Raw genomic sequence first — 24,443 nt, 5'->3', positions numbered from 1 at the left:
CAGCCACGTCATGGCTATTGCAAGCTCATTCGGCACCATCCGCGGTGTCCTCTTCGACATCGACGACACCTTGGTGGACCTTGAGTACGCCATGACGACAGCGTTGCGTGATGTCAGTGAACATCTCCTGCCCGGCCTCGACCAGGCCGGGTGGGTGAAGTTCGGGCGCATTTTCACCCACGAAACCACGCACTTCTACGACCGTTACCTGGCTGGCGAGCTGACCTTCAACGAGCAGCGACTGCTTCGCGGCCGGGCTGCCCTTGGCCATTTTGGCGTGGAGCTTGGCGATGGTGACGAATCACAGGCGTGGGTGAGCGAGTACCACCAACGCCAGACGGCGTACGTGAGGGCTTTCGACGACGTCGAACAGGTCCTGGACGCACTCGATGCCGCCGGCATTCCCTATGGAGCCGTCAGCAACAACGTTCATGACTACCAGCGCGCCAAGCTGGACGGTGCGGGCCTTTCCAGGATCAAGGTCCTCGTGGGCACAGACACTGTGGGCGCGGCCAAGCCGGAGCCTGCCATCTACCTTGAGGGTGTCCGCCTGCTGGGTACCGCCGCGGAGGAGACCCTCTACGTCGGTGACAACAGGCTGCTCGACGCCGATGGTGCGACGGCGGCCGGACTCATTGGCGTCTGGCTCAACAGGACCGGGGAAGTGGTGGAAGAGTTCACAGGACGCCAGGTGGACTCACTGTCGCGGCTGCTCGCTAAAGCCCCTACTGCGGCGTGAGATTCATGTGATGCAGGTAACGGCTTCTCGATTTGTGCAGGTGGCAAGACTCCGGTAGAGTCATTACTCGTGCTGAGGGGCACGGAGGGAAAAGCTCAGGGAAACCGAAGCGCGGAACTCCGGTCCGAAAGTCACTTTGGGATATGGTGTAATTGGCAACACTACGGTTTCTGGTACCGTCATTCTAGGTTCGAGTCCTGGTATCCCAGCTCTGAAAATCCGCGTCAACACGCTGGAAATTCGGAACCTCCAAGCCGCTGAAGCGATTTGGAGCGAGGCTGAAAGTATGAAATACTCATTCAGCTTGATCGCCGGAAACGGTGATAAAAAGTGCAAGGCCCCATCGTATAGCGGCCTAGTACGCCGCCCTCTCACGGCGGTAACGCGGGTTCGAATCCCGCTGGGGTCACCACCGAATCCCCCGGAACTCACGTTCCGGGGGATTTCTTTTTGCCCGTTTTCCACCTGCTGTGCCAGCCTCGCGCTTGCAAGGTGGATCCGGCTGGCATGATGATGCTGTGACCGCAAACCAAGACCCGGCATCGAGCCGGCACCAATCCGTAGCCCAAGGTGCGGCGGCCGCCGTCGAAACTTTGGAGTCGGCCCGTGCTGAACTGGCGGCCACCACCCTTCCGCTCGCCGTGCCGGAAGCCGAGGAAGCCCGCCAATGGATTCGCGAGTCCCTTGCGCAGCTCGACGACTACGTGATTCCCCGCTACAGAAGCCTGGAGGCTCCGCTGTTGGCCGTCGTCGGAGGTTCAACGGGTGCGGGCAAATCCACGTTGGTCAACGCGCTGGTGGGTTACCCGGTGACCCGGGCGGGCGCCATCAGGCCAACCACGCGCCAGCCCATCTTGCTCCACCATCCCGGGGATGCGGGGTGGTTTGAAGGCCACAGGATTCTTCCGAGCCTGGACCGCATCAAGGGCACTGTCTCAACGAGTCCTTTGCCGGCAAACCAGGCAGGTGCCGCCCCCGATGCGCAGGCCATCACGTCGTTGGTGCTGGTCGCCCATGCTGCGGTGCCCCAGGGAATCGCCCTCCTGGACGCGCCTGACGTCGACTCGATTTCCGATGACAACCGCAGGCTGGCTGGACAGCTGCTTGCTGCCGCTGACCTCTGGGTTTTCGTCACCACAGCGAACCGCTACGCCGACGCCGTACCCTGGCGCCTGCTCCTGGACGCGGCTTCGCGGGATATCACCGTAGCCGTGGTGCTGGACCGGGTGCCGGCTGCCGCTGAAGACGAAGTCAAGGCCGACCTTCAGTCAATGCTTGACCGGCAGGGGCTCGGGGCAGCGAAGCTCTTCGTCGTTCCGGAAAGCGACCTGGACGGGCTCGGGATGCTCCCCACGGAATCGGTGGCGCCACTGGGGCAGTGGTTGGCCGCCCTCGCCGCCAATGCGGCGGGAAGGGCGGACGTGGCCCGCAGGACATTCAACGGTGCCGTCAAGGCAGTCAGCGTCCGTTTGGAAGGAATTGCCAACGCTGCCGCGGAACAGGATGCCGCTGCGCATGAACTCCAGACAGTGTGCACCGCGGAGTATGAGCAGGCACTTTTGCGCATTCTTGATGCGACCAAGGATGGAGCATTGCTGCGCGGGGAAGTGCTGGCCAGGTGGCAGGATTTCGTAGGCACCGGCGAGTTCTTTAGGGCTGTCGAGCAGAACATTGGCCGCTTCCGGGACCGTGTGGGGGCTTTCTTCCGCGGCGAACCCGCCCCGGCGGTGAAGGTTGAGACCGCCATCGAAACCGGGCTGCAGGCCGTCATCCTGGATGAAGCTGCCAACGCAGCAGAGAACGTGGACAGGCGATGGCGTTCGGACCCCGCAGGCCGACAACTCCTCGGCGCCCATGACCTGTCCGGAACCAGCGACGACTTTGATGCAAAGGCTGCTGCTGCGATCCGGTCCTGGCAGGTGGGTCTGATGGAGATGATCCGTACACAGGGCCAAGGAAAGCGAACCCAAGCCCGGTGGTTGTCCTTTGGCGTCAACGGGCTTGGCGCAGCGCTGATGGTGGTGGTGTTCTCCATGACGGCCGGCCTGAGTGGTTTGGAGATCGGCATCGCAGGTGGAACGGCTGTGGTTGGCCAGAAGCTGTTGGAGGCAGTGTTCGGCGAGGACGCGGTGCGGCGCCTTGCCCAACAGGCACGGGATGACCTGCACACGCAGTGCCAAAGGCTTCTGGACGATGAGAAACAGCGGTTCCTGAACAGGCTTGAGGCCGCCCATCCAAGCTCCGGTAATGACCTGGCCCGGCACGCCAAGGCACTCGGCCGCCTGGCGGGAGCCGCATGAGCCGCCACAGCCAGGTCCGTGAATCTTCCCAGTTGCAGCGCCGCCTCGAATCGCTGAACACAGCCCGCGAACTCGCCGAAGGCGTGCTCCCGGACGCGGACCTGCAGTCTGTCTATGACGTCCTGGATCGGGCAACGGCGCGGCGGTCATTGTCCGCCGGACACACTGTGGTGGGCTTTTTCGGTGCAACCGGCAGCGGAAAATCGTCCTTGTTCAACGCCGTGTCTGGAAGCGGGCTCGCCACCGCGACGGCCCGACGACCCACGACATCCGCGCCGTTGGCAGGAATCTGGGGTGAAGACGGCAGCGGGCCGCTGCTCGATTGGTTGGACGTCAAGGAACGCCACACACTGCCGCCGGTTCCGGGGTTGGCTGATGAGGGCACTGGCCTGGTGCTCCTGGACCTGCCCGACTTCGACTCCACCCGGGTGGAAAACCGTGAGATCACCGAACGCATGGTTGGCATGGTGGATGTCCTGGTTTGGGTCCTGGATCCGCAAAAGTACGCCGACGCCGCCGTGCACAATGACTTCCTTCGGCCCATGGCCTCCCACGGCGCCGTTACCTTGGTTGTCCTGAACCAGGTGGACAAGCTCAGCGCCGCCGACGCCTCCGCCGTCATGGAGTCACTGGAGGGAATCCTTCAGCGTGATGGACTGGGAAAGGTCCGCGTTCTGGGCGCGTCGGCCGTAACTGGCGACGGCGTCCCGGCCGTCCGCGGGGCCATCAGGAACGTCGTAGTACAGCGGGAGGCAACAACCCAGCGCCTTGCAGCCGATGTAGCCAAGGCCGCCGCGGAACTCGCTCGTGCCTCCGGCGAAGGTGAAGCCCGGGGCATCAACGGACGGGCAAAATCCCGGCTCGCATCTGAACTGGCGACGGCGGCCAACGTACCTGTCGTGGTGGACGCCGTGCAGCGGTCGTTCCGGAGGGAATCGGCCCGCAGGACGGGTTGGCCTGTGACCCGGTGGCTGTTGCGCTTTCGACCGGACCCGCTTCGGCGACTGAACCTGGGCAAGCCGGATACCAGGCCTGAGCTCAGCCGGACCTCATTACCGCCTGCCGGCGCACCGGAGCGCGCGCGGACGGATGCGGCTGTCCGGGATTTTGTGGACGAGGCATCCACCGGAGCGCCGGGACCCTGGCGGGCAGCCATTCGGAGTGTGGCACGTGATGGCAGGGAACAACTGTCTGATGCTTTGGATCAGGCCATTGCCGGAACGGACCTGAAAGCGATGAAGCGTCCCTTATGGTGGGTGCTGTTCAATACCCTCCAATGGCTGGCACTACTCCTCGCCGTTGGCGGGCTGGGCTGGCTCGGCGTCCTGGCTGCCCTTGGGTACTTCCAGATGCCTGTGCCGGAGGTGCCACGGACGGAGGGCTGGCCCTGGCCGACATTGATGGTGGCCGGGGGAGTACTGCTGGGCATTGTGCTGGCCATTGCTGGCCGCATCGTAGGCGGTTGGGCTGCGAGGGCGCGGGCATCAGGGGCAGCGAAACGTTTGAAGTCCGCAGTGGCACGTGTTGCCGAGCAGCGCATTGTGGAGCCTGTCGACGTGGAGATCACGCGCTTGAAGGCCTTCAATGCGGCGTTGAAAGCGGCACGTTCGGCCTAGAGTGCTGCTGCGGCGTCCCGGACTTTGATGAGCGTGCGAAGGTTCCTGGTAGTGGTGCTGGCTTTGTAGCGTGCCTTGGCGGAGAGCTTGCTGAACGGGCTGTCCAAGGTTCCGCCTGCCGGTGCCAGCCAGGCGGAGGCTTCGGGGCCCAGGCGCACTTGTTCCACCCCGCCAAGGGCCGCGCCGGCCTCGAAAAGGTCGTCAAGCATTGCGGTATCGGAAGCAAGTGTGACGTAGCTATGCGTGGATTTGTCGTCGGCAGGGTAGGGGCAGGCGTGGACCAGTTCGGCAACCCTGGCGGCCGTGAGCACCACCACCCATGCGTCGTAGCCGAACGTCTTCCGGAGGCACTCTTCGAACCGGGCCTTGACGTCCTCGGCGCTGAGAGCACTCTGCAGCACAACGTTTCCGCTGGCCAGCAGGGTTTTGACCTTGGCAAACGGATAGTCATTAAGCGCTGTCCTGAGGTCAGCCATCTTGATGTTGATGCCGCCCACATTAATGCCGCGAAGGAACACCGCGTAGCTGTTCATGGTGAACCTAGTCGTTGTTCTTTCGGAGGGCCTCGGTCAGCACCCGGGCGGCGTTACAGACCACTTCGGCATGCAGTCGGCCCGGCTGGCGGGTGAGGCGCTCGATCGGACCTGAAATGGACACGGCCGCGATGACCCTGCCGGACGGGCCTCGAACGGGAGCGGAAACCGAGGCGACCCCAGGCTCGCGTTCGCCGAGGCTCTGACCCCAGCCCCGGCGTCGTACTCCTGCCAGGACGGTGGGCGTAAAGCGGGCGTTCTGCAGCCCCTCCAGGAGGCGGTCGTGATCTTCCCAGGCCAGCAGTACCTGGGCGGCGGAGCCGGCCTTCATGGAGAGTTGGGTGCCTACCGGAATGGTGTCGCGCAGGCCGATGGGGCGTTCTGCCGAGGCCACGCAAACACGCCAGTCGCCCTGCCGGCGGAAGATCTGGGCGCTTTCACCGGTTGCGTCACGCAGCTGGATGAGGACCGGGCCTGCCGAGGCGATGAGGCGGTCTTCACCGGCGGCGGATGCGAGCTCCACCAGACGGCTGCCGAGGACAAAACGTCCCTGGATGTCGCGGCTCACCAGCCGGTGATGAACCAGTGCCAGCGCGAGCCGGTGAACCGTGGGACGGGCAAGGCCCGTGGCCGCTACAAGTTGCGCGAGTGTCGTGGGCCCGGCCTCGAGTGCATCGAGTACCTGGGCCGCTTTATCAATGACACCGACTCCACTAGAATTGTCCATGTAATGATATTGCCGTCTCATTATCTGAGATGCAAGTTGTTTCACTGGCCTATTTCACGAGCCTGCTGCTTCAGTAGATGAAGAACAGTTCAAGTGGATGGCCTCCATCCAACCGCAGTGAAGGGAGCAAGGCCGTGGGAAAGACACTGGCCGAGAAAGTCTGGGATGCGCACGTCGTGCGCAAAGGCGAGGGCGAAGGAGCCAATGCCCAGCCCGACCTTCTCTTCATCGACCTGCACCTCGTCCATGAAGTGACGTCCCCGCAGGCATTTGAAGGCCTCCGGCTGGCAGGCCGGCCCTTACGCCGCGTTGACCTCACCATTGCCACTGAGGACCACAACACTCCCACGCTGGATATCGATAAGCCCATTGCCGATCTGACCAGCCGCACCCAGATTGAAACCCTGCGCGCCAACTGCAAGGAATTCGGCGTCCGCCTCCACTCCCTGGGTGACAAGGAACAGGGCATTGTGCACGTCGTGGGCCCGCAGCTGGGACTGACCCAGCCGGGCATGACGGTGGTATGTGGCGATTCCCACACCTCTACCCACGGCGCCTTTGGTGCGCTGGCCATGGGTATTGGCACCTCCGAGGTGGAGCACGTCATGGCCACGCAGACACTGTCCTTGAAGCCGTTCAAGACCATGGCCATCAACGTTGAAGGCACCCTGCGTCCCGGGGTCACGGCCAAGGACATCATCCTTGCCGTCATCGCCAAGATCGGCACCGGTGGTGGCCAGGGGTACGTGCTCGAATACCGTGGCTCCGCCATTCGGGCGCTGTCCATGGATGCCCGCATGACCATCTGCAACATGTCCATCGAAGCCGGTGCCCGCGCCGGTATGGTGGCTCCGGACCAGACCACGTACGACTACATGCAGGGCCGCCCGCATGCGCCCGAAGGCGCTGATTGGGATGCAGCCGTCGAGTATTGGAACACGCTCCACACCGACGCCGACGCCACCTTTGATGTTGAGGTGGACCTGGACGCGGACACACTGGAGCCATTCGTGACCTGGGGTACCAACCCCGGCCAGGGCGTCTCCCTTTCAGCGAAGGTTCCCTCCCCGGAAGATTTCGGTGACGAGAACGCCAAGGCCGCCGCCGAGCGCGCACTCCAGTACATGGGCCTGGAAGCCGGCACTCCCATGAAGGACATCCGTGTGGACACGGTCTTCCTGGGGTCCTGCACCAACTCCCGGATTGAGGACCTCCGCGTTGCCGCGGACATCATCCGCGGCCGTGAAAAGGACCCCAACATCCGCATGCTGGTTGTTCCCGGCTCAGCCCGTGTCCGCCTGGAAGCCGAAGCTGAAGGCCTGGACAAGGTCTTCAAGGAATTCGGTGCTGAATGGCGCTTTGCCGGCTGCTCCATGTGCCTGGGCATGAACCCTGACCAGCTTGAGCCGGGTGAACGGTGCGCATCAACGTCCAACCGCAACTTTGAGGGTCGCCAGGGCAAGGGTGGCCGAACCCACCTGGTCTCTCCTGTAGTGGCCGCAGCCACGGCCGTCCGTGGCACGCTGAGCTCGCCGTCGGACCTTGAGTCCGCTGCTGCAGGCACCCTGACCGGAATCGCAGTCTAGGAGGATCATCATGGAAGCATTCACTACCCACACCGGCATCGGAGTTCCGCTGCGCCAGAGCAACGTGGACACCGACCAGATCATCCCCGCCGTCTACCTCAAGCGCATCACGCGCACAGGCTTCGAAGACGCCCTGTTTGCCGCGTGGCGCAAGGACGAGTCCTTCATCCTCAACCAAGCTCCGTTCAACGCCGGCTCCGTGCTGGTGGCCGGACCCGATTTCGGCACGGGATCGTCCCGCGAGCACGCGGTCTGGGCCCTGAAGGACTATGGCTTCAAAGCCGTCCTGTCCTCCCGTTTCGCCGATATTTTCCGGGGTAACTCCGGAAAGCAGGGGCTCCTCGCAGCCCAGGTGGCACAGGACGACGTCGAACTGATCTGGAAGGTCCTGGAAAATCATCCGGGCACAGAGGTCAAGGTTGACTTGGTCAGCAAGACCGTGGAGTGCGGCAACATTGTGGCGCCGTTCGACATCGATGACTACACCCGTTGGCGCCTCCTGGAAGGCCTCGACGACATCGGCCTGACGCTGCAGCACGAAGAGGACATCACCGCCTACGAGGCCACGCGTCCTTCCTTCAAGCCGAAGACGCTTCCCGCGAAGGTTGACGCTGGATAGCTTGTTGTTGTGAGGCCGCAGCTCTGTGGCTATCGGACCGGTGGGCACCCTTGGGGACTGCCCGCCGGTCCTTTTTCGTCAACGTTCAACTGATACCTGAGACCTTTGCCGCAGGGTGCGTCCATTTCGGTTCGGTAACGCGAGCTTCTATGCTTAGCTGGAGCCTTTGTAAGTTTGGGGGGCGAGTAGTCGTGAGGAAACCGGTATAGATGAGTAGTGTTCTGACAATCCGCGGTGGCGTCCCGTTAACAGGACGAGTGACCGTTCGCGGTGCCAAGAACCTGGTGCCCAAGGCCATGGTGGCGGCGTTGCTGGGCAGTGAACCATCGGTGCTGAGGAACGTGCCGGAAATCAAGGATGTAGAGGTTGTCACCAGCCTGCTGCAGTTGCACGGCGTGACCGTCGCGAAGGACCCGGTAACGGGTGATCTCACCTTGGATCCAAAGGATGCCAAGACGGCCTCCAGCACAGCCATTGATGCCCATGCCGGCGATTCCAGGATTCCCATCCTGTTGTGTGGACCCCTGATCCACGCCATTGGCGAGGCCTTCATCCCGGATCTGGGTGGCTGCAAGATTGGCGACCGGCCCATTGACTACCACTTGAATGTTCTGCGCCAGTTCGGTGCAGTAGTGGAAAAGCGCCCTGGTGGTATCCACATCTCCGCCCCGCATGGTCTGCACGGAGCCAAGATCTCCCTGCCGTATCCCTCGGTTGGCGCCACCGAACAGGTCCTGCTCAGCGCAACGCGCGCGGAGGGCATTACCGAACTCATTGGGGCCGCCACTGAGCCCGAGATCATCGACCTCATTGCGGTCCTGCAGAAAATGGGCGCCATCATCAGCGTCCAGACTGACCGGACCATCAGGATTGAGGGCGTCAAGGACCTGCGCGGGTACAACCACCGCGCACTCCCGGACCGCAATGAGTCCGCTTCCTGGGCATCAGCTGCCTTGGTCACCCGGGGTGACATCTTCGTCGAAGGTGCGTCCCAGCGCGACATGATGACGTTCTTGAACACGTACCGCAAAGTAGGCGGCGGGATGGACATCGGCGACGACGGCATCCGCTTCTACCATCAAGGCGGCAAGCTCTCCCCGCTCGTCCTTGAGACGGATGTTCACCCCGGCTTCATGACGGACTGGCAGCAGCCCCTGGTGGTGGCCTTGACGCAGGCCGAGGGTGTGTCGATCGTCCACGAGACCGTTTATGAGAACCGCTTCGGATTTACTGATGCCCTGGCCCGGATGGGTGCCAACATCCAGGTGCACCGTGAGTGCTTGGGCAGCGTGCCCTGCCGCTTCGGGCAGCGGAACTTCCTTCACTCAGCCGTGATCTCGGGCCCCACACCCCTCCGTGGCACCGACATCGACATCCCGGATCTTCGCGGCGGTTTCAGCCACCTCATAGCGGCTCTTGCCGCCACCGGAACCTCCAGGGTCACAGGCATCGACATCATCAACCGCGGTTACGAGCGTTTTACCGAGAAGCTGGCCGGCCTCGGCGCCGATTTCGATATCACCACCACCAAGTAGCGGGGGATCCTTTGAAGGAATCGGCCAAGAGCCGTGCCACGTTCATTATTCTGGCTGGCCTCGCGCGTCCGTTGATGAACATCCTGATGGCCAAGAAGTGGGAGGGAATCGAGAACCTTCCACGGGGTGGTTTCATCGCTGTGCCGAACCACTGCACCGAGATCGATCCCATCGTGATCGGACACATGGTGTACAACCAGAAGCGTCCGCCGCACTTCCTGGCGAAGACCGGCCTCTTCAAGGTCCCTGTCCTGGGAGCCCTGCTGCATGCCACCCGGCAGATTCCGGTTGAACGCTCGACGGCGGGAGCGAACCGTTCGCTTCAAGTTGCCAAAGAGGTGGTGGATGCCGGCGGTGCCATCATCATCTATCCCGAGGGAACCCTGACCCGCGACCCCGACCTTTGGCCTATGAAGGGACACACCGGGGCTGCCCGGCTTGCCCTGCAAACAGGTGCCCCTGTGGTGCCTATGGCGCACTGGGGTGCCCACGAAGTCTTCCCGCGCTATGCCAAGCGTTTTCACATTCTCCCGCGCAAAACCGTACGTGTCCTGATCGGGAAGCCGGTGGACCTCAGCGCCTTCAGCGACCGGCCGATGGACCGCGCCACCCTGACCGAGGCCACAGAAGTCATCATGGCAGCCATCACTGGACTTCTGGCCACACTGCGCAACGAGGCCGCCCCAGCTGAACGCTGGGATCCGGCTGTCCACAAACAGTCCAAGCACGGCCGCTTCGTTGAACGTGGATCAGAGGCGCCGGAACCTGAGGAAGGTAAATGACCATTCTCCAAGGCACTGTCCAAGCGCCGGACGTTGTGGCGGTTTTGGGTGCCGGATCATGGGGCACCACGTTTGCCAAGATCCTGGCGGACGCTGCAGCAGCCACGGGTACCGAACGAAGCATCCGGATCTGGGGCCGTCGCCCAGAAGTCGTGGAGCAGATCAATTCCCTGCATCGCAACGAGCAGTACTTGAAAGACATCGAGCTTCCAGGCTCCGTCTCCGCATCCACGGATGTGGCCGAGGTCCTCAAAGGCGCCACCCTGGTGGTCCTGGCGGTGCCGGCCCAATCACTGCGCCCGCAACTGGGTGAGTGGAAGCCGTTGCTGGCCCCAGATGCCGTGGTCGTATCCCTGATGAAGGGTTTGGAACTGGGCACTGACGCCCGGATGAGTGAAGTCATTGCCCAGGAGCTGGGGCTTCCTGCCTCCAGGGTGGCAGTGGTTTCAGGCCCCAACCTCGCGATGGAGATCGCCCGGGAGCAACCCACAGCGTCCGTGGTTGCCTGCAGCGACGCCGATACGGCCGCTGCGATTGCCCTGTGCTGCACCGCTCCCTATTTCCGTCCATACACCAGCACCGACGTGGTGGGTGTTGAGATCGGCGGGATCGTCAAGAATGTGATCGCGCTTGCCGTGGGCATTTGCGAGGGCCGGCAAATGGGTGACAACACCAAGGCTTCGGTGATTACGCGAGGACTCGCTGAGACCTCCCGGCTTGCGCTGGCCCTTGGCGGAGAAGCCCACACCATGGCCGGACTGGCCGGGCTTGGCGATTTGGTGGCAACATGTTCTTCGGCCCTGTCACGCAACCACACCGCTGGCCGTTTGCTCGGCGAGGGTCTCAGCCTGGAGCAGGTGGCCGAGCAGATGACGCAGACTGCCGAAGGCATCAAATCCGGCCCGGCCGTGCACGAGCTGGCTGGCAAACTGAACGTTGAAATGCCCATCACAGCGGCCGTGGTAGCGGTGCTGGAAGGCAGAATGTCCGTTGACGACCTGGGACCACGCTTGCTGGCCCGGGCCCTGAAGTCCGAAGGCGACTACTGATGGTGACAGATAACTCCACCCCTGCGGGCCGCCCCCGCGTAGCAATTCTCTTTGGCGGGCGCTCCAGCGAACACGCCGTCAGCTGCGTCACCGCGGCCGGTGTCATGGGGGCCATCGACAAGGACAAATACGAGGTCATACCCATTGGAATCGCCAAGTCGGGACAATGGGTCCTTGCTTCGGGAGATACCAGCCAATGGTCGTTGAGTTCCACAGCGCTTCCCGAGGTGGCGCCTTCGGGCAAGACCGTCACCTTGGCCGAAGTTGGTGGCGAACACCAGCTCATCGTGACCGAGCCCAATGCCGTTCCGCAGGAATTGGGTTCCGTGGACGTTGTGTTTCCCCTTCTTCACGGGCCCTGGGGAGAAGACGGGACCATCCAAGGCCTCCTGGAACTCTCCGATACCCGCTATGTGGGCGCAGGTGTCCTGGCGTCGGCTGTTGGCATGGACAAGCACTTCATGAAGGTGGTGTTCGAATCTGCCGGACTGGGCGTTGGACCGTACATTGCCGTCACGGACCGTGAATGGCTGACGGATGCGGAGGCCGTCCGGAAGCGCGTCGACAAGCTCGGATTCCCTGTCTTCGTCAAGCCGGCCCGGGCGGGGTCGTCCATGGGAATCTCCAAGGTCGATTCGATGGAGGGTCTCGACTCCGCCATTGAAGAAGCCCGCCGCCATGACCTGAAGCTGGTCATCGAAGCCGGAATTGTTGGCCGCGAGATCGAATGCGCAGTCCTGCAAGGACGCGGCACGGAGGCACCCCGGACGTCAATGCCCGGTGAAATTGCGGTGGCCGCCGGCGAGCACCAGTTCTATGACTTCGCGGCCAAGTACGTGGAGGACGGCGCCGCTGCGCTGAGCTGCCCGGCCGACATGCCGGACGAAGCGATCAGCCGTGTGCGCGAACTTGCCGCCGTGGCTTTCGACGCCGTGGGAGCCGAGGGCCTCAGCCGGGTGGACTTCTTCTACACCCCTGCCGGTGAACTGATCATCAATGAGATCAATACCATGCCGGGCTTCACACCCAAGAGCATGTACCCGCAAATGTGGGCGGCATCAGGCCTCGCCTACGGCGAGTTGATCGATGAACTGATTTATCTGGCACTGACCCGCAAGACGGGTCTTCGCTAGCAGCCAGGCGGCCTGCGGAACTGCTGCTACTTGCTGGTGGGCAGGTTCTGCAGGTCTTCCTGGCCTACGCACTTTCCCGTGGCCTTGATCTTGCCGACGGCTGCTGCGAGTTCGGTCAGGACTGTTGCGGAGCTGATGTTGGCGGTCTCCAACTTGGCCGGATCAATCAGGATCTCGGTGGCGGGCTCGCGGCCGAAAGTGGTCAGGGTGTAGACCGGATCGCCTTCCTTGATGACCCAGTCGATGTCATTGACACTGACGCAACGGTCTGTGGTGGGACCCGGTACGTTCACGCCGCACCGGAGGATGACCTGCGAAGGGTCACCCCATGCCGCGGTGGCCTGGCTGTTGGTCTTGCGGAGTGCTGCATCCCCGATCTGGTCCGGCAGGGCGACCATCATGGGGGCACAGGCAGGATTGGCGGCGTCTGTAGCAGCCGTGACGTCAACTGCGGGTGAACAAGCCGACAAAGCGAGGACGGAAGCTGAGGCCACGGAAACAGCCAGCGCAGTCCGGCGGAGGGTCATTTGATGCATCCATCCAGCCTATCCCGCGGGCACTGTCCACCGGATTTCGTGTATCCGTGGTCACATTGAAGATCCTCCCCTGGAGATGGGGGCGCGGCGTTATTCTGTCAGCGGATCGCGATAGCGTAGTGCAGTGCCCGCAGAACAGTTGAGTGCAGTGCCCGCAGAACAGTTGACCGTCCAAGACCTTTCGGAATCCGAGCTCCTTGCCAGGATTTTTCCGCGCCTGAACCGTAGTCCCGGCGTCTTGTTGGGTCCGGGAGACGATGCTGCCCTGATCGCGGCCCCGGACGGCCGAACGCTGATCTCCATCGATACCCAAACCCAGGACCAGGACTTCAGGCTGGAGTGGAACAACGGTTACCGGACCACCGGGTTCGACGTCGGCTGGAAGGCTGCAGCGCAAAACCTCAGTGACATCAATGCCATGGGCGGCCGGGCTACGTCCCTGGTAGTGAGCCTGACCATGCCACCATCGACGCCGGTGGAATGGGTGGAGGCGTTCGCCGATGGCCTCACGGCGGCGATTATCGGCTTGGGCGCTCCTGACTGCTCTGTCGCCGGGGGAGACCTCGGAAGGGGGCGTGAACTTACGGTGACTGTAGCCGTCATGGGAACACTGGGCGGAATGGCACCGGTGCTGAGGTCCGGGGCCACGCCGGGTGACGTCGTCGCGGTCGCAGGGACGTTGGGACGTGCAGGGGCCGGCTGGGCGCTGCTGGAAAGTAATGTCCCCTTGGAAAGCCTGACGCCGGAGCTGCGCGGATTGGTGGACAACCAGTGCCGTCCGCAGCCACCACTTGCCGCCGGACCACTGGCTGCGCAGGGCGGTGCCACCGCAATGTTGGATATTTCAGACGGCCTTCTCCGCGACGGCAGCAGGTTGGCTGCGGCAAGTCAGGTGGTCCTGGATTTTGATCCGGAGGCCTTAAGGATCCACGCGCTGCCCTTGGAACCGGCAGCAGCATTGCTGGGCCGGGACGCCATGCCTTGGGTCCTCGGCGGGGGAGAGGACCACGGATTGCTCGCTACGTTCCCAGCAGGAATTCAGCTGCCGCAGGGGTTCACTGCGATAGGCTCAGTTCAAGCCGTTGTCGGGCCGCCAGGCAGCGGCGTCCGGGTTGCCGGGCAAGCTGCTGACACCGTTGGATGGGATCACTTTGCAGACTAAGATCGCCGCGAATGCGCACGCCATGAAACGTTGGCTCGGCAAGGCGGAGGTGGTTCTTGGCAACCACAGCGACCGCCTCAATGCGATCAACATCTTTCCGGTGGCTGACGGTGATACCGGCACCAACCTGTATCTCACGGTTCGGGCGGCTGTATCCGCCCTTGACGGCGATGGGCCGGAAACGAGCGAAACCGGACACGACGTCGGCGCGGTTTTGTCGCGTGCCGGGCAGGCAGCCATGGAGCAGGCCCGGGGAAACTCGGGCACTCTCTTTGCTGTCTTCCTGTGTGCCGCCGCTGAGCCGTTGGCTGGCAAATCACGCCTTAGCGCGCCGCTTCTCGCAACTGCCCTGAACAGGGCCCAGATCCGGGCCTGGTCCGCGTTGAGCGAACCTGTAGCCGGGACCATGCTCTCGGTCCTGGAGGCAGCTGCCCATGCTGCACAGGCCGTGGACGCATCCCACAACGCCGACGACAGCAACCATGCACTGGGCCTGGCACTCGATGCCGTAGTGGAAGCTGCCTTCCAGGCCGTGGTTCGCACTGAGGACGAGCTCGCACAACTGCACGAAGCCCACGTCGTTGACGCTGGCGGCGTTGGCATGCTGCTTGTCCTGGACTGCCTCCGGTCAGCGGTCCTGGGTGAGGAGCTCCAGGACGAACTCCTGGACGGCCTCCATGGCTACAAACTGCAGGATCCCCACATCCATGAGCACATGCCGGCCGATGACGGCGTGGAAGTCATGTGTACCATCAACCTCTCTCCGTTGAATGCAGCTATTTTGCGGCAGCGGTTGGATGAGATGGGCGATTCGGTCATCATGAGCCAGGTGGGAGGTGCCCAAAACCAGGATGACGACGACGAATCGACGGTGGAAGTCAGCTACCGGTGGAGGGTCCATGTCCACGTCCCTGACCCGGAGCCGGCAGTAGCCCTTATCCGCTCGCTGGGCGAGCCCACGGACATCGCCGTCAGCCAGTTGGCCCTGGCCCGCGGCAACGCGCAGGATTCGGCTGCACAGGATCCAGCCGAGGATCACGAGCCCAGCATTACAGGCCAGTCACGGCATGATTACTGAGCTGGAACTACCCCTCGAGCGGAGAATCGGCAAGCGTTCGGCAGCGGTCATCGAAAAGCACCTGGACCTCAAGACCACAGGTGCCCTGCTGAACTACTTTCCGCGCCGGTATCTGAGCCGCGGTGAGCTGACCCCTATCAGCAATCTGCCGCTGGATGAAGAAGTCACCCTCATTGCACGTGTCCTGTCCAACAGCACGCGCCAGATGCGGGCCCGCCGTGGTTCCATCACGGACGTGGTGGTGACGGACGAGGCCGGGGGAAGCGGCGTTCCTGGCACTTTGAAGGTCAGCTTCTTCAATGGATTCCGGGCCAAGGCAGAACTCCTTCCCGGCCGACGCGCAATGTTCTCGGGCAAGGTAAGCCGCTATGGCGGAGCGCTCGGCCTGACCAACCCGGACTTCCTGCTGCTGGACGAGGATCCGGCGGCGGATGGCTCCGTGGACCCCGAAAAGCTTGCTGCGATGCCCATTCCGGTCTATCCGGCAACGGCCAAGCTGACCAGTTGGTCCATCCACAAAGTGATTACTGCCTTGCTCCAGACTGTGGACCTTGATGCATTGGCGGACCCTCTTCCTTCGAGCATCGTCCAGAGGGACGGGTTGCTCAGCGTCGCTGAGGCGTACCGCTTGATCCATTCACCTGAGACCTCCAAGGATTGGCAACGGGCCCAGGAGCGCTTTCGGTACCAGGAAGCCCTCGTGCTGCAAACGGCCCTGGCCCGCCGCCGCGCTCAGCTTGCAGCGGAGGAAGCCACCGCACGCCGGCCCAGAGTGGGTGGTTTGCTCAGCAAGTTTGATCAGAACCTGCCCTTTACGCTGACCGCCGGCCAATCCGCCGTCGGAAAGACGCTTGCTGAAGAACTTGCCCGGGACGCACCCATGAACCGGCTGCTGCAGGGCGAAGTGGGTTCCGGCAAGACCATTGTTGCTTTGCGCGCCATGTTGCAGGTGGTTGACGCAGGCGGCCAGGCTGCGCTCCTGGCGCCTACGGAGGTGTTGGCGGCCCAACACTTCCAGTCCATCCGCAGGACTTTGGGGTCGTTGGCGGGCGATCATGTTTTCGGTGGCGCAGGGATGCTCGGCGGGGACTCGTCGCCGGACTCCGTGCAAGTGACACTCTTGACGGGCTCCATGCCCACTGCGGCGCGCAAGCAGGCAATGTTGGATGCGGCCTCCGGAAATGCCGGAATCGTGATCGGCACCCACGCGTTGCTGAGCGATAAGACGAGCTTCCAGGACCTCGGTTTGATCGTGGTTGATGAACAACACCGTTTCGGCGTGGAGCAACGTGATGCCCTCCGGGCCAAAGCGCAGAGGCCACCCCACCTGCTGGTCATGACTGCCACCCCTATTCCGCGCACGGTGGCGATGACGGTTTTCGGTGACCTTGAGACCTCCATCCTCGATGAGCTTCCTGCCGGGCGCGCACCCATTTCCACGCACGTGGTGGGACTCGTGGAGAATCCCGGGTGGGTGGACCGCATTTGGAAGCGGTCGCGCGAAGAAGTCGAATCGGGCCACCAGGTGTACGTGGTGTGTCCCAAAATCGGAGACGACGACGACGGTGACTTCAGCCCGGGCGAAGCGGAACCCAGCGACGCCGACCTCGCAGACGAAGGGTCGGCGCGGGAGCTGGCGTCGGTGACGGCCGTCGTCGAAAGTTTGCTGCAGGAGCCGGCACTGGCGGGTGTTCCAGTGGCGCCGCTCCATGGCCGGCAGGACCCGCAACTGAAGTCCGAGACCATGGCATCGTTCGCAGCCAACCAGACCAAGGTGCTCGTTTCCACCACTGTCATTGAGGTGGGTGTGGATGTGCATAACGCCACTTTGATGGTGATCCTGGACGCCGATCGCTTTGGAATTTCGCAACTTCACCAGCTCCGCGGCCGGGTGGGCCGCGGAGGGCTGCCGGGTACCTGCCTGTTGGTGACCACGCTGGAACCCGGACACCCGAGCCGCCGGCGGCTTGAAGCAGTTGCCTCGACCACTGACGGCTTTGAACTCTCACAGGAAGACTTGAAGCTCCGCCGCGAAGGCGACATCCTGGGTGCTTCGCAATCCGGTGGGCGCTCCACGCTTAAGTTGCTCCGAGTCCTTGACCACGAGGACATCATTGCCCGCGCGCGTTCGGATGCCCAAAGCCTTGTGGCAGAGGACCCTGCCCTGCAACACCAGCCGGCACTTGCTGCGGCAATCGACGAATACTTGAACCCCGAAAAGGAGGCGTTCCTTGAACGCGGTTAGTCATCCAAGGGCCGTCCACAGCCACGTGGAGCCCATTCATGGAGTGTGCCTGTGAGCCGGATCATTGCCGGGGTGGGCGGCGGAAACCCGCTCACCAGCGTCCCCGGAACCGCTACCCGGCCCACCACGGACAGGGTGAAGGAAGCGCTGTTTTCGCGTTTGGAATCCTTGGCGGCCATTGACGACGCCCGGGTCCTGGACCTTTATGCGGGCTCGGGTGCCTTGGGGATTGAAAGCGCCAGCCGGGGTGCCCGCACCGTGGATCTCGTGGAGTTCGATGCCAAGGCAAGCGACGTGTGCCAGCGCAATGCCGATTTGGTCAACCAGCTTTTGGGCGGCAGGAAGGTCTCGGTCCATCGCTCCAAGGTGGAATCCTTCCTGGAACGCGCGGGGGACGCTGACGTGTGGGATCTGGTCTTCCTTGATCCGCCCTACCCCTTGGACGAACCGGCCCTGAGCGCGGTGCTCGCAAAATTGGCGCCCCACGTGGATGAGGGCGCCGTCATTGTGGTGGAACGAAGTTCACGCAGCCCCGAACCAGAGTGGCCTGAGTCCTTGGAATGCTTCGCGGACAAGAAGTATGGCGAGACCAAACTCTGGTTCGCTGAACCGGCCTGACAGGCCAAGCAACCCCGCTAGCCGGTTATCCGGTCCAGGTCCATGCCGGTGAGGACGGTGGCTGGATGCGGACCCCGCGCCAGAAGCTCTGTTGTCCACTCCGGCGGCCACTGCCCGCGGGTGCCTACCAGGATGATGTTGCCCGGATAACGGCCTGCGAACATTCCCGTTTCAGCAAAGGCGGCGACGTCAGGCATGGATTCGCGCATGGCCGCCACCTGGCTGCGTACCAGTGTCAGCGCAGGTTCATCGCCCACGTTGATGATCAACACCCCATGGGGCTGCAGCCGCGCCGCAGCTTCTTCGTAGAACTCCCTGCAGGCAATGTGCGCCGGGGCCTCAGGCCCGGAAAAGATGTCGAGAATCACGACGTCGAACAGCACCTTGGCGGGAAGCTCCGCCAAGGCATCGCGTGCGTCGCCAATATGGGTGTGCAGTGTGGTGCCCTCAGGCATGGGCAGTTTTTGCAGCACGAAGTCCAGGAGTTCGCGTTCGAGTTCAACCGCGTACTGTTCAGAGCCCGGGCGCGTGGCCTCGATATAGCGGGCAAGTGTGAGCGCGCCTGCGCCCAAATGCAGGGCTCTGATGGATGTTCCTGGTTCAGCGGCCAGGTCCACCACATGGCCGATCCTCCGCAAGTACTCGTAGAAGACCTCGCTTGGTTCCGTGAGATTCACGTGTGATTGCTCGGCGCCGCCGATGCTGAGGACGAAGCTGCCCTCAATGAGGGAGTCAGGTTCGATGGTGGCGTGTTGCCCCGTCGTCCGGAGGAAGCGCCTGGCGTAGTGCTGGCCGGAGCCTGCGGGATTCAGAGCCGGTCCTTGAGCGTTGCCAGGCGGCTGGCGGCTTCTTCCAGGACATCAGTCTTCTTGCAGAAGGCAAACCGGAGCAGGCTCCGTGTCCGCTCGGCTCCTTCAGGGTGGCAGAAGACGGGAACGGGAATGGCTGCCACGCCAACAAGTCCCGGCAGGCGCCGTGCCAGGTCCACGGAATCACGGATGCCCAGCGGTGCTGTGTCCACGTTGATGAAGTAGGTACCGCTGGGGGTGTACACACCGAACCCTGCTGCGCGCAGCCCTTCGGCCAGGATGTCGCGTTTGTGGTGGAGCGTCGTGGCGATACCCGTGTAGAACTCATCGGGAAGGCCGAGGCCCACGGCAATGGCGCTCTGGAACGGCGTGCCGGAGCTGTAAGTCAGGAATTGCTTCACGGTACGTACGGCCGAGACCAGGTGTTCCGGTCCGCTGAGCCAGCCTATTTTCCAGCCCGTGAAGGAGAAGGTCTTTCCGGCGGAGGAGATGGTGATGGTCCGTTCCGATGCCCCCGGCAGGGACGCAATGGGGATGTGGGCCACGCCAAACGTCAGGTGCTCGTAGACTTCATCGCTGACAATGATGGCGCCGTATTTGGCAGCCAGTTCCACGATCCTGGACAGGACGCCTTCGGGGAAAACGGCACCTGTGGGGTTATGCGGGTTGTTCAGCAGGACGATTTTGGTGCGGCTGCTGAAGGCGCTTTCCAATGCCGGAAGGTCAGGAAGGAAATCCGGGGCCAGAAGGGGAGCGGTGACGTGGGTGGCACCTGCCATACCGATAATGGCCCCGTAGGAGTCGTAGAAGGGTTCGAAGGTCAGTACTTCGTCGCCAGGCTGGACGAAGGCTAGCAGCGTGGCGGCGATCGCTTCCGTGGCGCCGGTGGTGACAAGGACTTCAGTGTCCGGATCCGGGGTCAGCCCGTAAAAGCGCTGCTGGTGTGCCGCGATGGCCTCCCTGAGGGCGGGAACGCCTTTGCCGGGTGCGTACTGGTTTGCCCCGGATTCAATGGCAGTCCGGGCTGCTGCCTTGATCTCGGCGGGTCCGTCTTCATCGGGGAAGCCTTGGCCCAGGTTGATGGCGCCGGTGGAGAGTGCCAGCGTGGTCATCTCCTCGAAGATGGTCACTCCCAGCCCTCCCTCAGGCGAGAGCAGGTTGGCTCCGATGGCAGCCCGTTGCCAGGGTGCTGGACCGGCGTCCGGGGTGGTGCCTGCGCTGATATCTAGGGAGGGGCTGCTGCCTGCGGATGCCATGTCAGCCATGGTATCCCGGTGAAGCTATGGGGTAGGTTCGTCTCATGAGACGCGCGGTTTGCCCTGGATCCTTTGACCCTATCCACAATGGACACCTCGAAGTCATTGCCCGGGCCGCGGGCTTGTTTGACGAAGTCATTGTGGCCGTGTCCACCAATTACGCCAAGAAGTACCGGTTCAGCCTCGAAGACCGGATGGAGATGGCCCGCGAAACGCTGGCCTCGCTTCGCGGGATAATCGTCGAGCCGATGGGTGAAGGACTGTTGGCGGAATACTGCCGGCACAGGGGCGTCTCGGCCATCGTCAAGGGCCTCCGTTCGTCCTCGGATTTCGACTACGAGTTGCCGATGGCCACGATGAACCGCCAGTTGGCCGGAGTGGAGACCGTCTTCCTCCCGGCGGAAGCACACTACGTCCACCTGTCCTCCACCCTCATCAAAGAGGTCAACGTTCTGGGAGGGGATATCTCTGATTTTGTCCCCAAATCCGTGCTGAAGCGGCTGCTCGCTGGCGAGCCGCCAACGGAACACCCGCGCAAAGGGTAAGCTTGACGGGTACCTCGCGCCCTTATGCGGAGTGCCCCAAGCTGAAACCACGTGCATTTGCGCGCGCCCGGCGTCGGTTTGAGTCCTCAAGCGTGATCAGGCTAAGATGGTACGTCGGTCATATGTTCTACAGGAGTTCTCATTAAGCGAGATGCAAGTTCGCCCTTGGCGCTGGTAGTCAAGGACCTTGGACGCAGTCCAGGGACCATGCGGACACTCAACGAGCATGTACCTGCGCCAAGTGACCTTGGTGTGGCGCTCATTGGCGTAAAGGAAGGCTCGGATATCGAGCTGGATCTTCGTCTTGAGGCCGTACACGAAGGAATTCTGGTATCTGGAACCGTGGACGTCGAAGTAACTGGCGAATGCGGTCGATGCCTGGATCCCCTTGCGTATGACCTTGAGGTCAATGTGCAAGAACTTTTCTTCTACGAAGGCGTTGAGCTTTCGGGTGAAGGAGACGATGAAGAGCAACGTCGAGTCGAGTACGATCTGATCGATCTTGAGCCGGTGTTGCGGGACGCAGTTGTCACTATGCTGCCGTTCCAGCCGGTGTGCCGGGAAGACTGCCAGGGTCTGTGTTCCGAATGCGGAGCGCGCCTGGAAGACGAGCCGGGGCACCACCACGAGGTCATTGACCCTCGCTGGGCTGCCCTAGCTGATCTGGCTAAGACTGACCGGCAAACCGATTAGTAAGTGTTCGTCTAAGAGAGAAATGAGATAGCCGTGGCTGTTCCCAAGCGGAAAATGTCTCGCGCAAATACACGCGCCCGCCGTGCCCAGTGGAAGGCAACTGCCCCCAACTTGGTCAAGACCATCGAAAACGGTCAGGTTACCTACAGCCTGCCGCACCAGGCAAAGGTCGTTACTGACTCTGCCGGCACCGCGCTGTTCCTTGAATACAAGGGCCGCAAGGTCGCAGACGCCTAATCTGCCGTACAGGCTGACAAAGGATGTCTTCAACTGAAGAGCTTCTGAAGCGTCTCGGTGTCTCGATTGACACCGAGACGCTTCGTCTTGCTCTGACACATCGCTCATACGCGTATGAGAACGGCGGGATTCCCACCAACGAGCGCCTCGAGTTCCTCGGCGACTCCATCCTGGGCTTCTCCGTCACCGATTCTCTCTACCGTGAGAACCCCACGCTGCCCGAAGGCGAGCTCGCCAAACGGCGCTCCGCCGTCGTCAGCACGCGTGCGCTGGCCGGAATCGGCCGCGAAATCGGTGTTGGTGAGTTCATTTACCTCGGGCAAGGCGAGAAGCTGACCGACGGTAAGAACAAAGCCTCCATCCTGGCTGACACCATGGAAGCCTTGATTGGCGCCACATACCTGTCAAATGACATGGAAACCGCACGCCAGTTGGTCATGCGCTTGGTGGGTCCGCTCCTCAAGGACGCCGGGGCCCTTGGTGCCGGGACCGACTGGAAGACGAGCATCCAGGAATTGACTGCCAGCCGGCAACTTGGTGCCATCCACTACGCAGTGGAAGGTTCGGGGCCGGACCATGCCCGCACTTTTGAGGCAGTACTGAACATCGGCGGCACTCCTTACGGCCGCGGTTCAGGCCATTCCAAAAAGGAAGCGGAACAGGAAGCAGCCGCTGATGCCTGGCGCGCCTTGACCGCCTTGGACCCGACGCCAGCCGGCCCTGCGTCTGCCTGAACGCCCATGCCTGAGCTTCCCGAAGTAGAGGTAGTGCGTCGCGGCCTGGCCCGTTGGGTCCGTGGACGTTCCATTACCGCCGTCGAGGTCCTCGATCCGCGTTCCATCAGGCGGCATGCCCTGGGCACGGAAGACTTCATCGGAAACCTTGAGCACGCCACTGTGCTGGACGTCGTTCGCCGGGGAAAGTTCCTTTGGATGCCCCTTGCCATGAACACTCCACACGAAGCCACAGCCGCAGAGCTCCCCAAAGTGGCGCTGATGGCGCATCTGGGAATGAGCGGCCAGTTGCTGATGCAGGACCCGGCCGTGCCGGACGAAAAGCATCTCAAGGTCAGGCTCACTCTCAGCCCGTTGGATGACATGCCGGAGCAGCTGCGGTTCGTGGACCAAAGGATTTTTGGCGGCCTGTTCGTGACGTCCCTGGTACCGACGTCCGACGGCGGCCCCGGCGGCTTGGGCGAAACGCCCTTGCCTGAGATCGCGGAGGAAGCATCCCACATTGCCAGGGATCCGCTTGACCCGTTCTTTTCGTTCGACGCGTTCCATCGAAAGATCAGGAACCGCAAGACTGGCATCAAGAGGGCGCTGCTGGACCAGTCCGTCATTTCGGGCATTGGCAACATATATGCGGATGAAGCCTTGTGGCGCGCCCGCCTCCACTACGCCAGGGCCACGGACACCATGCGCCGTGCCGATGCAGAGCGGCTCGTAGAGGCGGTGAGGGACGTGATGAACGCTGCGTTGGCTGCAGGCGGGACAAGTTTCGATTCCCTCTATGTGAATGTCAACGGCGATTCCGGGTACTTCGCCCGGTCGCTCAATGCCTATGGGCGTGCGGGCGAATTGTGCGGCCGCTGCGAGGCAATCGGCCTGCACAGCATCATGAAAAGGGAACAGTTCATGAACCGTTCCTCCTATACATGCCCGGTGTGCCAACCCCGGCCACGGAACGGACGTTGGTAGCGCCAAAACTGTTCCGGAATCGGGATCACAATGGCAGACTGTCCCCATGAACAGCTTGGCGCTTCGAATCGCCATCGCAAGGATCAACGCCACCACAAAGTGGGTGGCGTCAGTTCTACCTGCAGCCGTTTTTGAATCCCGGACCGGTCGACCTCTTCGCAGTCCAGGTACGCCATGATGGCGCGGCGGCTGGTCATAGCTGGTCTCTGCCTGGCTGTGCTCATTGCCGCCGTGGCCATTGTGCTGGACCAAATGGCAAAGCCAGGATCCACCTCCGCGCAAGGGCCGTCATCGTCCAGTTCAAGCCCCGGCACGGGTTCCACCGGTGCCGCCACGCCCACCCCCGGTAGTACGCCGTCGGGGGTTGCGAACGGCGGAACCGAGGGCAGCGGCAGCGGGGCTGGCGGCACTGGGTCCGGCGGCGCCGATGGTAATGCCAGCGCACCCACCTCAAAGCCACTCGAGGTCCTGCCGCCAGTGACCGCTACTCCTACTGGATTGCCTGAACCGACCACACCGGCGCCCCTTATTACCGGGGCACTCCCGGCACCTGGCAGCGCGGACGGTGAACTGGTGGACGGTTGGCCGGACGGTGTCCTTTCGCTGCCATCCGGGACCACCATCGGGTCCACGTCTGTTTCAACATCGGGCAACATCCTCCAACTGACAGCGGACGGCATCATTGCCAAGCCGCGGGCCGAGGTCCTGGATTCCTTCCGCCAATCGCTGGTCTCCCACGGCTTCTGGTCAGAGGAAGCCCCGGCGGCGGACGGTGCCGTGGCCGCACGGTTCGTCAGAGGCACAGACACGGTGACTGTTTCTGTGTCGACGACGGGGACAGGGAGCTCACGCTTCCAGCTGTTGGGCAGCCTGCACACAACGGCGGAGTAGGGGAACCCATGTACATTTCGCTCTCAGATCGCAGCGGCGGTAAACGGGACAAAT

At 62.7% G+C, this 24,443-nt stretch carries 24 protein-coding genes and 2 tRNA genes; 21 read left to right on the top strand and 5 right to left on the bottom strand.

The window, feature by feature from the left end; translation table 11 throughout:
* The first annotated feature begins 10 nt into the window (after positions 1 to 10).
* The 5 genes from J3D46_RS18800 (at position 11) to J3D46_RS18780 (ending at position 4,655) form a co-directional block, all read left to right on the top strand.
* A complete protein-coding gene (locus J3D46_RS18800) occupies positions 11 to 739 on the top strand; it encodes an HAD family hydrolase (RefSeq protein ID WP_231339950.1) in 729 nt (242 codons plus the stop codon).
* A 137-nt stretch (positions 740 to 876) separates the two neighbouring features.
* A tRNA-Gln gene (locus tag J3D46_RS18795) sits at positions 877 to 948 on the top strand.
* Positions 949 to 1,075: 127 nt separating this feature from the next.
* Positions 1,076 to 1,151, top strand: a tRNA-Glu gene (locus J3D46_RS18790).
* 106 nt (positions 1,152 to 1,257) lie between these two features.
* Positions 1,258 to 3,039, top strand: coding sequence for a dynamin family protein (locus J3D46_RS18785; RefSeq protein ID WP_231339949.1), 1,782 nt, complete (start codon positions 1,258 to 1,260; stop codon positions 3,037 to 3,039).
* The gene (locus J3D46_RS18780) at positions 3,036 to 4,655 is read left to right on the top strand and encodes a GTPase (protein WP_231339948.1); all 1,620 of its coding nucleotides are present in this window, start codon (positions 3,036 to 3,038) and stop codon (positions 4,653 to 4,655) included. Before J3D46_RS18785 ends, J3D46_RS18780 begins: the two co-directional genes overlap by 4 nt.
* Here the strand turns inward: J3D46_RS18780 and J3D46_RS18775 are convergent.
* Positions 4,652 to 5,188, bottom strand: a complete 537-nt coding sequence (locus J3D46_RS18775; RefSeq protein ID WP_231339947.1) for a DUF1697 domain-containing protein — start codon at positions 5,186 to 5,188, stop codon at positions 4,652 to 4,654. The two genes, J3D46_RS18780 and J3D46_RS18775, sit on opposite strands and share 4 nt — an antisense overlap.
* Positions 5,189 to 5,195: 7 nt before the next feature.
* Positions 5,196 to 5,915, bottom strand: a complete 720-nt coding sequence (locus J3D46_RS18770) for an IclR family transcriptional regulator (RefSeq protein WP_014922101.1) — start codon at positions 5,913 to 5,915, stop codon at positions 5,196 to 5,198.
* 134 nt (positions 5,916 to 6,049) lie between these two features.
* Between J3D46_RS18770 and leuC the strand changes: the two genes are divergently transcribed.
* From leuC to J3D46_RS18740, 6 genes are all read left to right on the top strand, one after another.
* Positions 6,050 to 7,501, top strand: coding sequence for a 3-isopropylmalate dehydratase large subunit (gene leuC / locus J3D46_RS18765; protein ID WP_231339946.1), 1,452 nt, complete (start codon positions 6,050 to 6,052; stop codon positions 7,499 to 7,501).
* Between the two features lie 10 nt (positions 7,502 to 7,511).
* Positions 7,512 to 8,120, top strand: a complete 609-nt coding sequence (leuD, locus tag J3D46_RS18760; RefSeq protein WP_231339945.1) for a 3-isopropylmalate dehydratase small subunit — start codon at positions 7,512 to 7,514, stop codon at positions 8,118 to 8,120.
* A gap of 209 nt (positions 8,121 to 8,329) precedes the next feature.
* On the top strand, positions 8,330 to 9,655 hold the full coding sequence (murA, locus tag J3D46_RS18755) for a UDP-N-acetylglucosamine 1-carboxyvinyltransferase (protein WP_159702251.1): 1,326 nt from the start codon (positions 8,330 to 8,332) through the stop codon (positions 9,653 to 9,655).
* A gap of 11 nt (positions 9,656 to 9,666) precedes the next feature.
* A complete protein-coding gene (locus J3D46_RS18750; protein WP_253468470.1) occupies positions 9,667 to 10,437 on the top strand; it encodes a 1-acyl-sn-glycerol-3-phosphate acyltransferase in 771 nt (256 codons plus the stop codon).
* Entirely contained in the window at positions 10,434 to 11,486 is a 1,053-nt protein-coding gene (locus J3D46_RS18745; protein ID WP_231339943.1) for an NAD(P)H-dependent glycerol-3-phosphate dehydrogenase, read from the top strand. Before J3D46_RS18750 ends, J3D46_RS18745 begins: the two co-directional genes overlap by 4 nt.
* Positions 11,486 to 12,619, top strand: coding sequence for a D-alanine--D-alanine ligase family protein (locus tag J3D46_RS18740; RefSeq protein ID WP_231339942.1), 1,134 nt, complete (start codon positions 11,486 to 11,488; stop codon positions 12,617 to 12,619). Before J3D46_RS18745 ends, J3D46_RS18740 begins: the two co-directional genes overlap by 1 nt.
* A gap of 26 nt (positions 12,620 to 12,645) precedes the next feature.
* Here J3D46_RS18740 and J3D46_RS18735 read toward each other — a convergent pair whose 3' ends face one another.
* Complete coding sequence (locus J3D46_RS18735; RefSeq protein ID WP_231339941.1) at positions 12,646 to 13,155, bottom strand: DUF3515 domain-containing protein; 510 nt, start codon at positions 13,153 to 13,155, stop codon at positions 12,646 to 12,648.
* Between the two features lie 124 nt (positions 13,156 to 13,279).
* On the opposite strand from J3D46_RS18735, the gene J3D46_RS18730 reads away from it, so the two are divergent.
* From J3D46_RS18730 to rsmD, 4 genes are read left to right on the top strand one after another with little or no spacing between them, the layout of a single operon-like run.
* On the top strand, positions 13,280 to 14,317 hold the full coding sequence (locus tag J3D46_RS18730) for a thiamine-phosphate kinase (RefSeq protein WP_231339940.1): 1,038 nt from the start codon (positions 13,280 to 13,282) through the stop codon (positions 14,315 to 14,317).
* Positions 14,318 to 14,339: 22 nt separating this feature from the next.
* On the top strand, positions 14,340 to 15,395 hold the full coding sequence (locus J3D46_RS18725; RefSeq protein WP_253468468.1) for a DAK2 domain-containing protein: 1,056 nt from the start codon (positions 14,340 to 14,342) through the stop codon (positions 15,393 to 15,395).
* Positions 15,385 to 17,640: an ATP-dependent DNA helicase RecG gene (locus J3D46_RS18720; RefSeq protein WP_253468466.1), complete on the top strand. Its 2,256-nt coding sequence runs from the start codon at positions 15,385 to 15,387 to the stop codon at positions 17,638 to 17,640. Before J3D46_RS18725 ends, J3D46_RS18720 begins: the two co-directional genes overlap by 11 nt.
* 51 nt (positions 17,641 to 17,691) lie before the next feature.
* A complete protein-coding gene (gene rsmD / locus J3D46_RS18715) occupies positions 17,692 to 18,258 on the top strand; it encodes a 16S rRNA (guanine(966)-N(2))-methyltransferase RsmD (RefSeq protein ID WP_231339937.1) in 567 nt (188 codons plus the stop codon).
* Between the two features lie 17 nt (positions 18,259 to 18,275).
* Here the strand turns inward: rsmD and J3D46_RS18710 are convergent, their stop codons facing one another.
* Both J3D46_RS18710 and J3D46_RS18705 read right to left on the bottom strand, forming a co-directional pair.
* On the bottom strand, positions 18,276 to 18,935 hold the full coding sequence (locus tag J3D46_RS18710; RefSeq protein WP_253468464.1) for a spermidine synthase: 660 nt from the start codon (positions 18,933 to 18,935) through the stop codon (positions 18,276 to 18,278).
* 131 nt (positions 18,936 to 19,066) lie between these two features.
* Positions 19,067 to 20,332 carry an aminotransferase class I/II-fold pyridoxal phosphate-dependent enzyme gene (locus tag J3D46_RS18705; RefSeq protein WP_253468462.1) on the bottom strand — a complete coding sequence of 422 codons (1,266 nt, stop codon included), beginning with the start codon at positions 20,330 to 20,332 and terminating at the stop codon, positions 19,067 to 19,069.
* A 35-nt stretch (positions 20,333 to 20,367) separates the two neighbouring features.
* Between J3D46_RS18705 and coaD the strand changes: the two genes are divergently transcribed.
* The 6 genes from coaD (at position 20,368) to J3D46_RS18675 (ending at position 24,389) form a co-directional block, all read left to right on the top strand.
* On the top strand, positions 20,368 to 20,868 hold the full coding sequence (coaD, locus tag J3D46_RS18700; RefSeq protein ID WP_231339934.1) for a pantetheine-phosphate adenylyltransferase: 501 nt from the start codon (positions 20,368 to 20,370) through the stop codon (positions 20,866 to 20,868).
* A 165-nt stretch (positions 20,869 to 21,033) separates the two neighbouring features.
* Positions 21,034 to 21,561 carry a DUF177 domain-containing protein gene (locus tag J3D46_RS18695; RefSeq protein ID WP_231339933.1) on the top strand — a complete coding sequence of 176 codons (528 nt, stop codon included), beginning with the start codon at positions 21,034 to 21,036 and terminating at the stop codon, positions 21,559 to 21,561.
* Positions 21,562 to 21,594: 33 nt separating this feature from the next.
* Positions 21,595 to 21,798, top strand: a complete 204-nt coding sequence (gene rpmF / locus J3D46_RS18690; protein WP_011775139.1) for a 50S ribosomal protein L32 — start codon at positions 21,595 to 21,597, stop codon at positions 21,796 to 21,798.
* Positions 21,799 to 21,821: 23 nt separating this feature from the next.
* On the top strand, positions 21,822 to 22,532 hold the full coding sequence (gene rnc, locus J3D46_RS18685) for a ribonuclease III (RefSeq protein WP_159702290.1): 711 nt from the start codon (positions 21,822 to 21,824) through the stop codon (positions 22,530 to 22,532).
* 6 nt (positions 22,533 to 22,538) lie between these two features.
* Entirely contained in the window at positions 22,539 to 23,498 is a 960-nt protein-coding gene (gene mutM / locus J3D46_RS18680) for a bifunctional DNA-formamidopyrimidine glycosylase/DNA-(apurinic or apyrimidinic site) lyase (protein ID WP_253468460.1), read from the top strand.
* A gap of 174 nt (positions 23,499 to 23,672) precedes the next feature.
* A complete protein-coding gene (locus J3D46_RS18675) occupies positions 23,673 to 24,389 on the top strand; it encodes a hypothetical protein (RefSeq protein WP_253468459.1) in 717 nt (238 codons plus the stop codon).
* The last annotated feature ends 54 nt before the right edge of the window (positions 24,390 to 24,443 follow it).

The organism is Paenarthrobacter sp. A20, from assembly GCF_024168825.1.
Taxonomy (GTDB): domain Bacteria; phylum Actinomycetota; class Actinomycetes; order Actinomycetales; family Micrococcaceae; genus Arthrobacter.
This window is presented reverse-complemented; position numbering and strand designations above follow the sequence as displayed.

Bases quoted from the DNA above. Each gene is read 5' to 3' on its own strand.
- J3D46_RS18800 (WP_231339950.1), top strand. From the start codon at position 11: ATGGCTATTGCAAGCTCATTCGGCACCATCCGCGGTGTCCTCTTCGAC.
- J3D46_RS18780 (WP_231339948.1), top strand. From the start codon at position 3,036: ATGAGCCGCCACAGCCAGGTCCGTGAATCTTCCCAGTTGCAGCGCCGC.
- J3D46_RS18775 (WP_231339947.1), bottom strand. From the start codon at position 5,188: ATGAACAGCTACGCGGTGTTCCTTCGCGGCATTAATGTGGGCGGCATC.
- J3D46_RS18770 (WP_014922101.1), bottom strand. From the start codon at position 5,915: ATGGACAATTCTAGTGGAGTCGGTGTCATTGATAAAGCGGCCCAGGTA.
- leuD (WP_231339945.1), top strand. From the start codon at position 7,512: ATGGAAGCATTCACTACCCACACCGGCATCGGAGTTCCGCTGCGCCAG.
- murA (WP_159702251.1), top strand. From the start codon at position 8,330: ATGAGTAGTGTTCTGACAATCCGCGGTGGCGTCCCGTTAACAGGACGA.
- J3D46_RS18745 (WP_231339943.1), top strand. From the start codon at position 10,434: ATGACCATTCTCCAAGGCACTGTCCAAGCGCCGGACGTTGTGGCGGTT.
- J3D46_RS18740 (WP_231339942.1), top strand. From the start codon at position 11,486: ATGGTGACAGATAACTCCACCCCTGCGGGCCGCCCCCGCGTAGCAATT.
- J3D46_RS18735 (WP_231339941.1), bottom strand. From the start codon at position 13,155: ATGCATCAAATGACCCTCCGCCGGACTGCGCTGGCTGTTTCCGTGGCC.
- J3D46_RS18725 (WP_253468468.1), top strand. From the start codon at position 14,340: ATGAAACGTTGGCTCGGCAAGGCGGAGGTGGTTCTTGGCAACCACAGC.
- J3D46_RS18720 (WP_253468466.1), top strand. From the start codon at position 15,385: ATGATTACTGAGCTGGAACTACCCCTCGAGCGGAGAATCGGCAAGCGT.
- J3D46_RS18705 (WP_253468462.1), bottom strand. From the start codon at position 20,332: ATGGCTGACATGGCATCCGCAGGCAGCAGCCCCTCCCTAGATATCAGC.
- coaD (WP_231339934.1), top strand. From the start codon at position 20,368: ATGAGACGCGCGGTTTGCCCTGGATCCTTTGACCCTATCCACAATGGA.
- rnc (WP_159702290.1), top strand. From the start codon at position 21,822: ATGTCTTCAACTGAAGAGCTTCTGAAGCGTCTCGGTGTCTCGATTGAC.
- mutM (WP_253468460.1), top strand. From the start codon at position 22,539: ATGCCTGAGCTTCCCGAAGTAGAGGTAGTGCGTCGCGGCCTGGCCCGT.
- J3D46_RS18675 (WP_253468459.1), top strand. From the start codon at position 23,673: ATGATGGCGCGGCGGCTGGTCATAGCTGGTCTCTGCCTGGCTGTGCTC.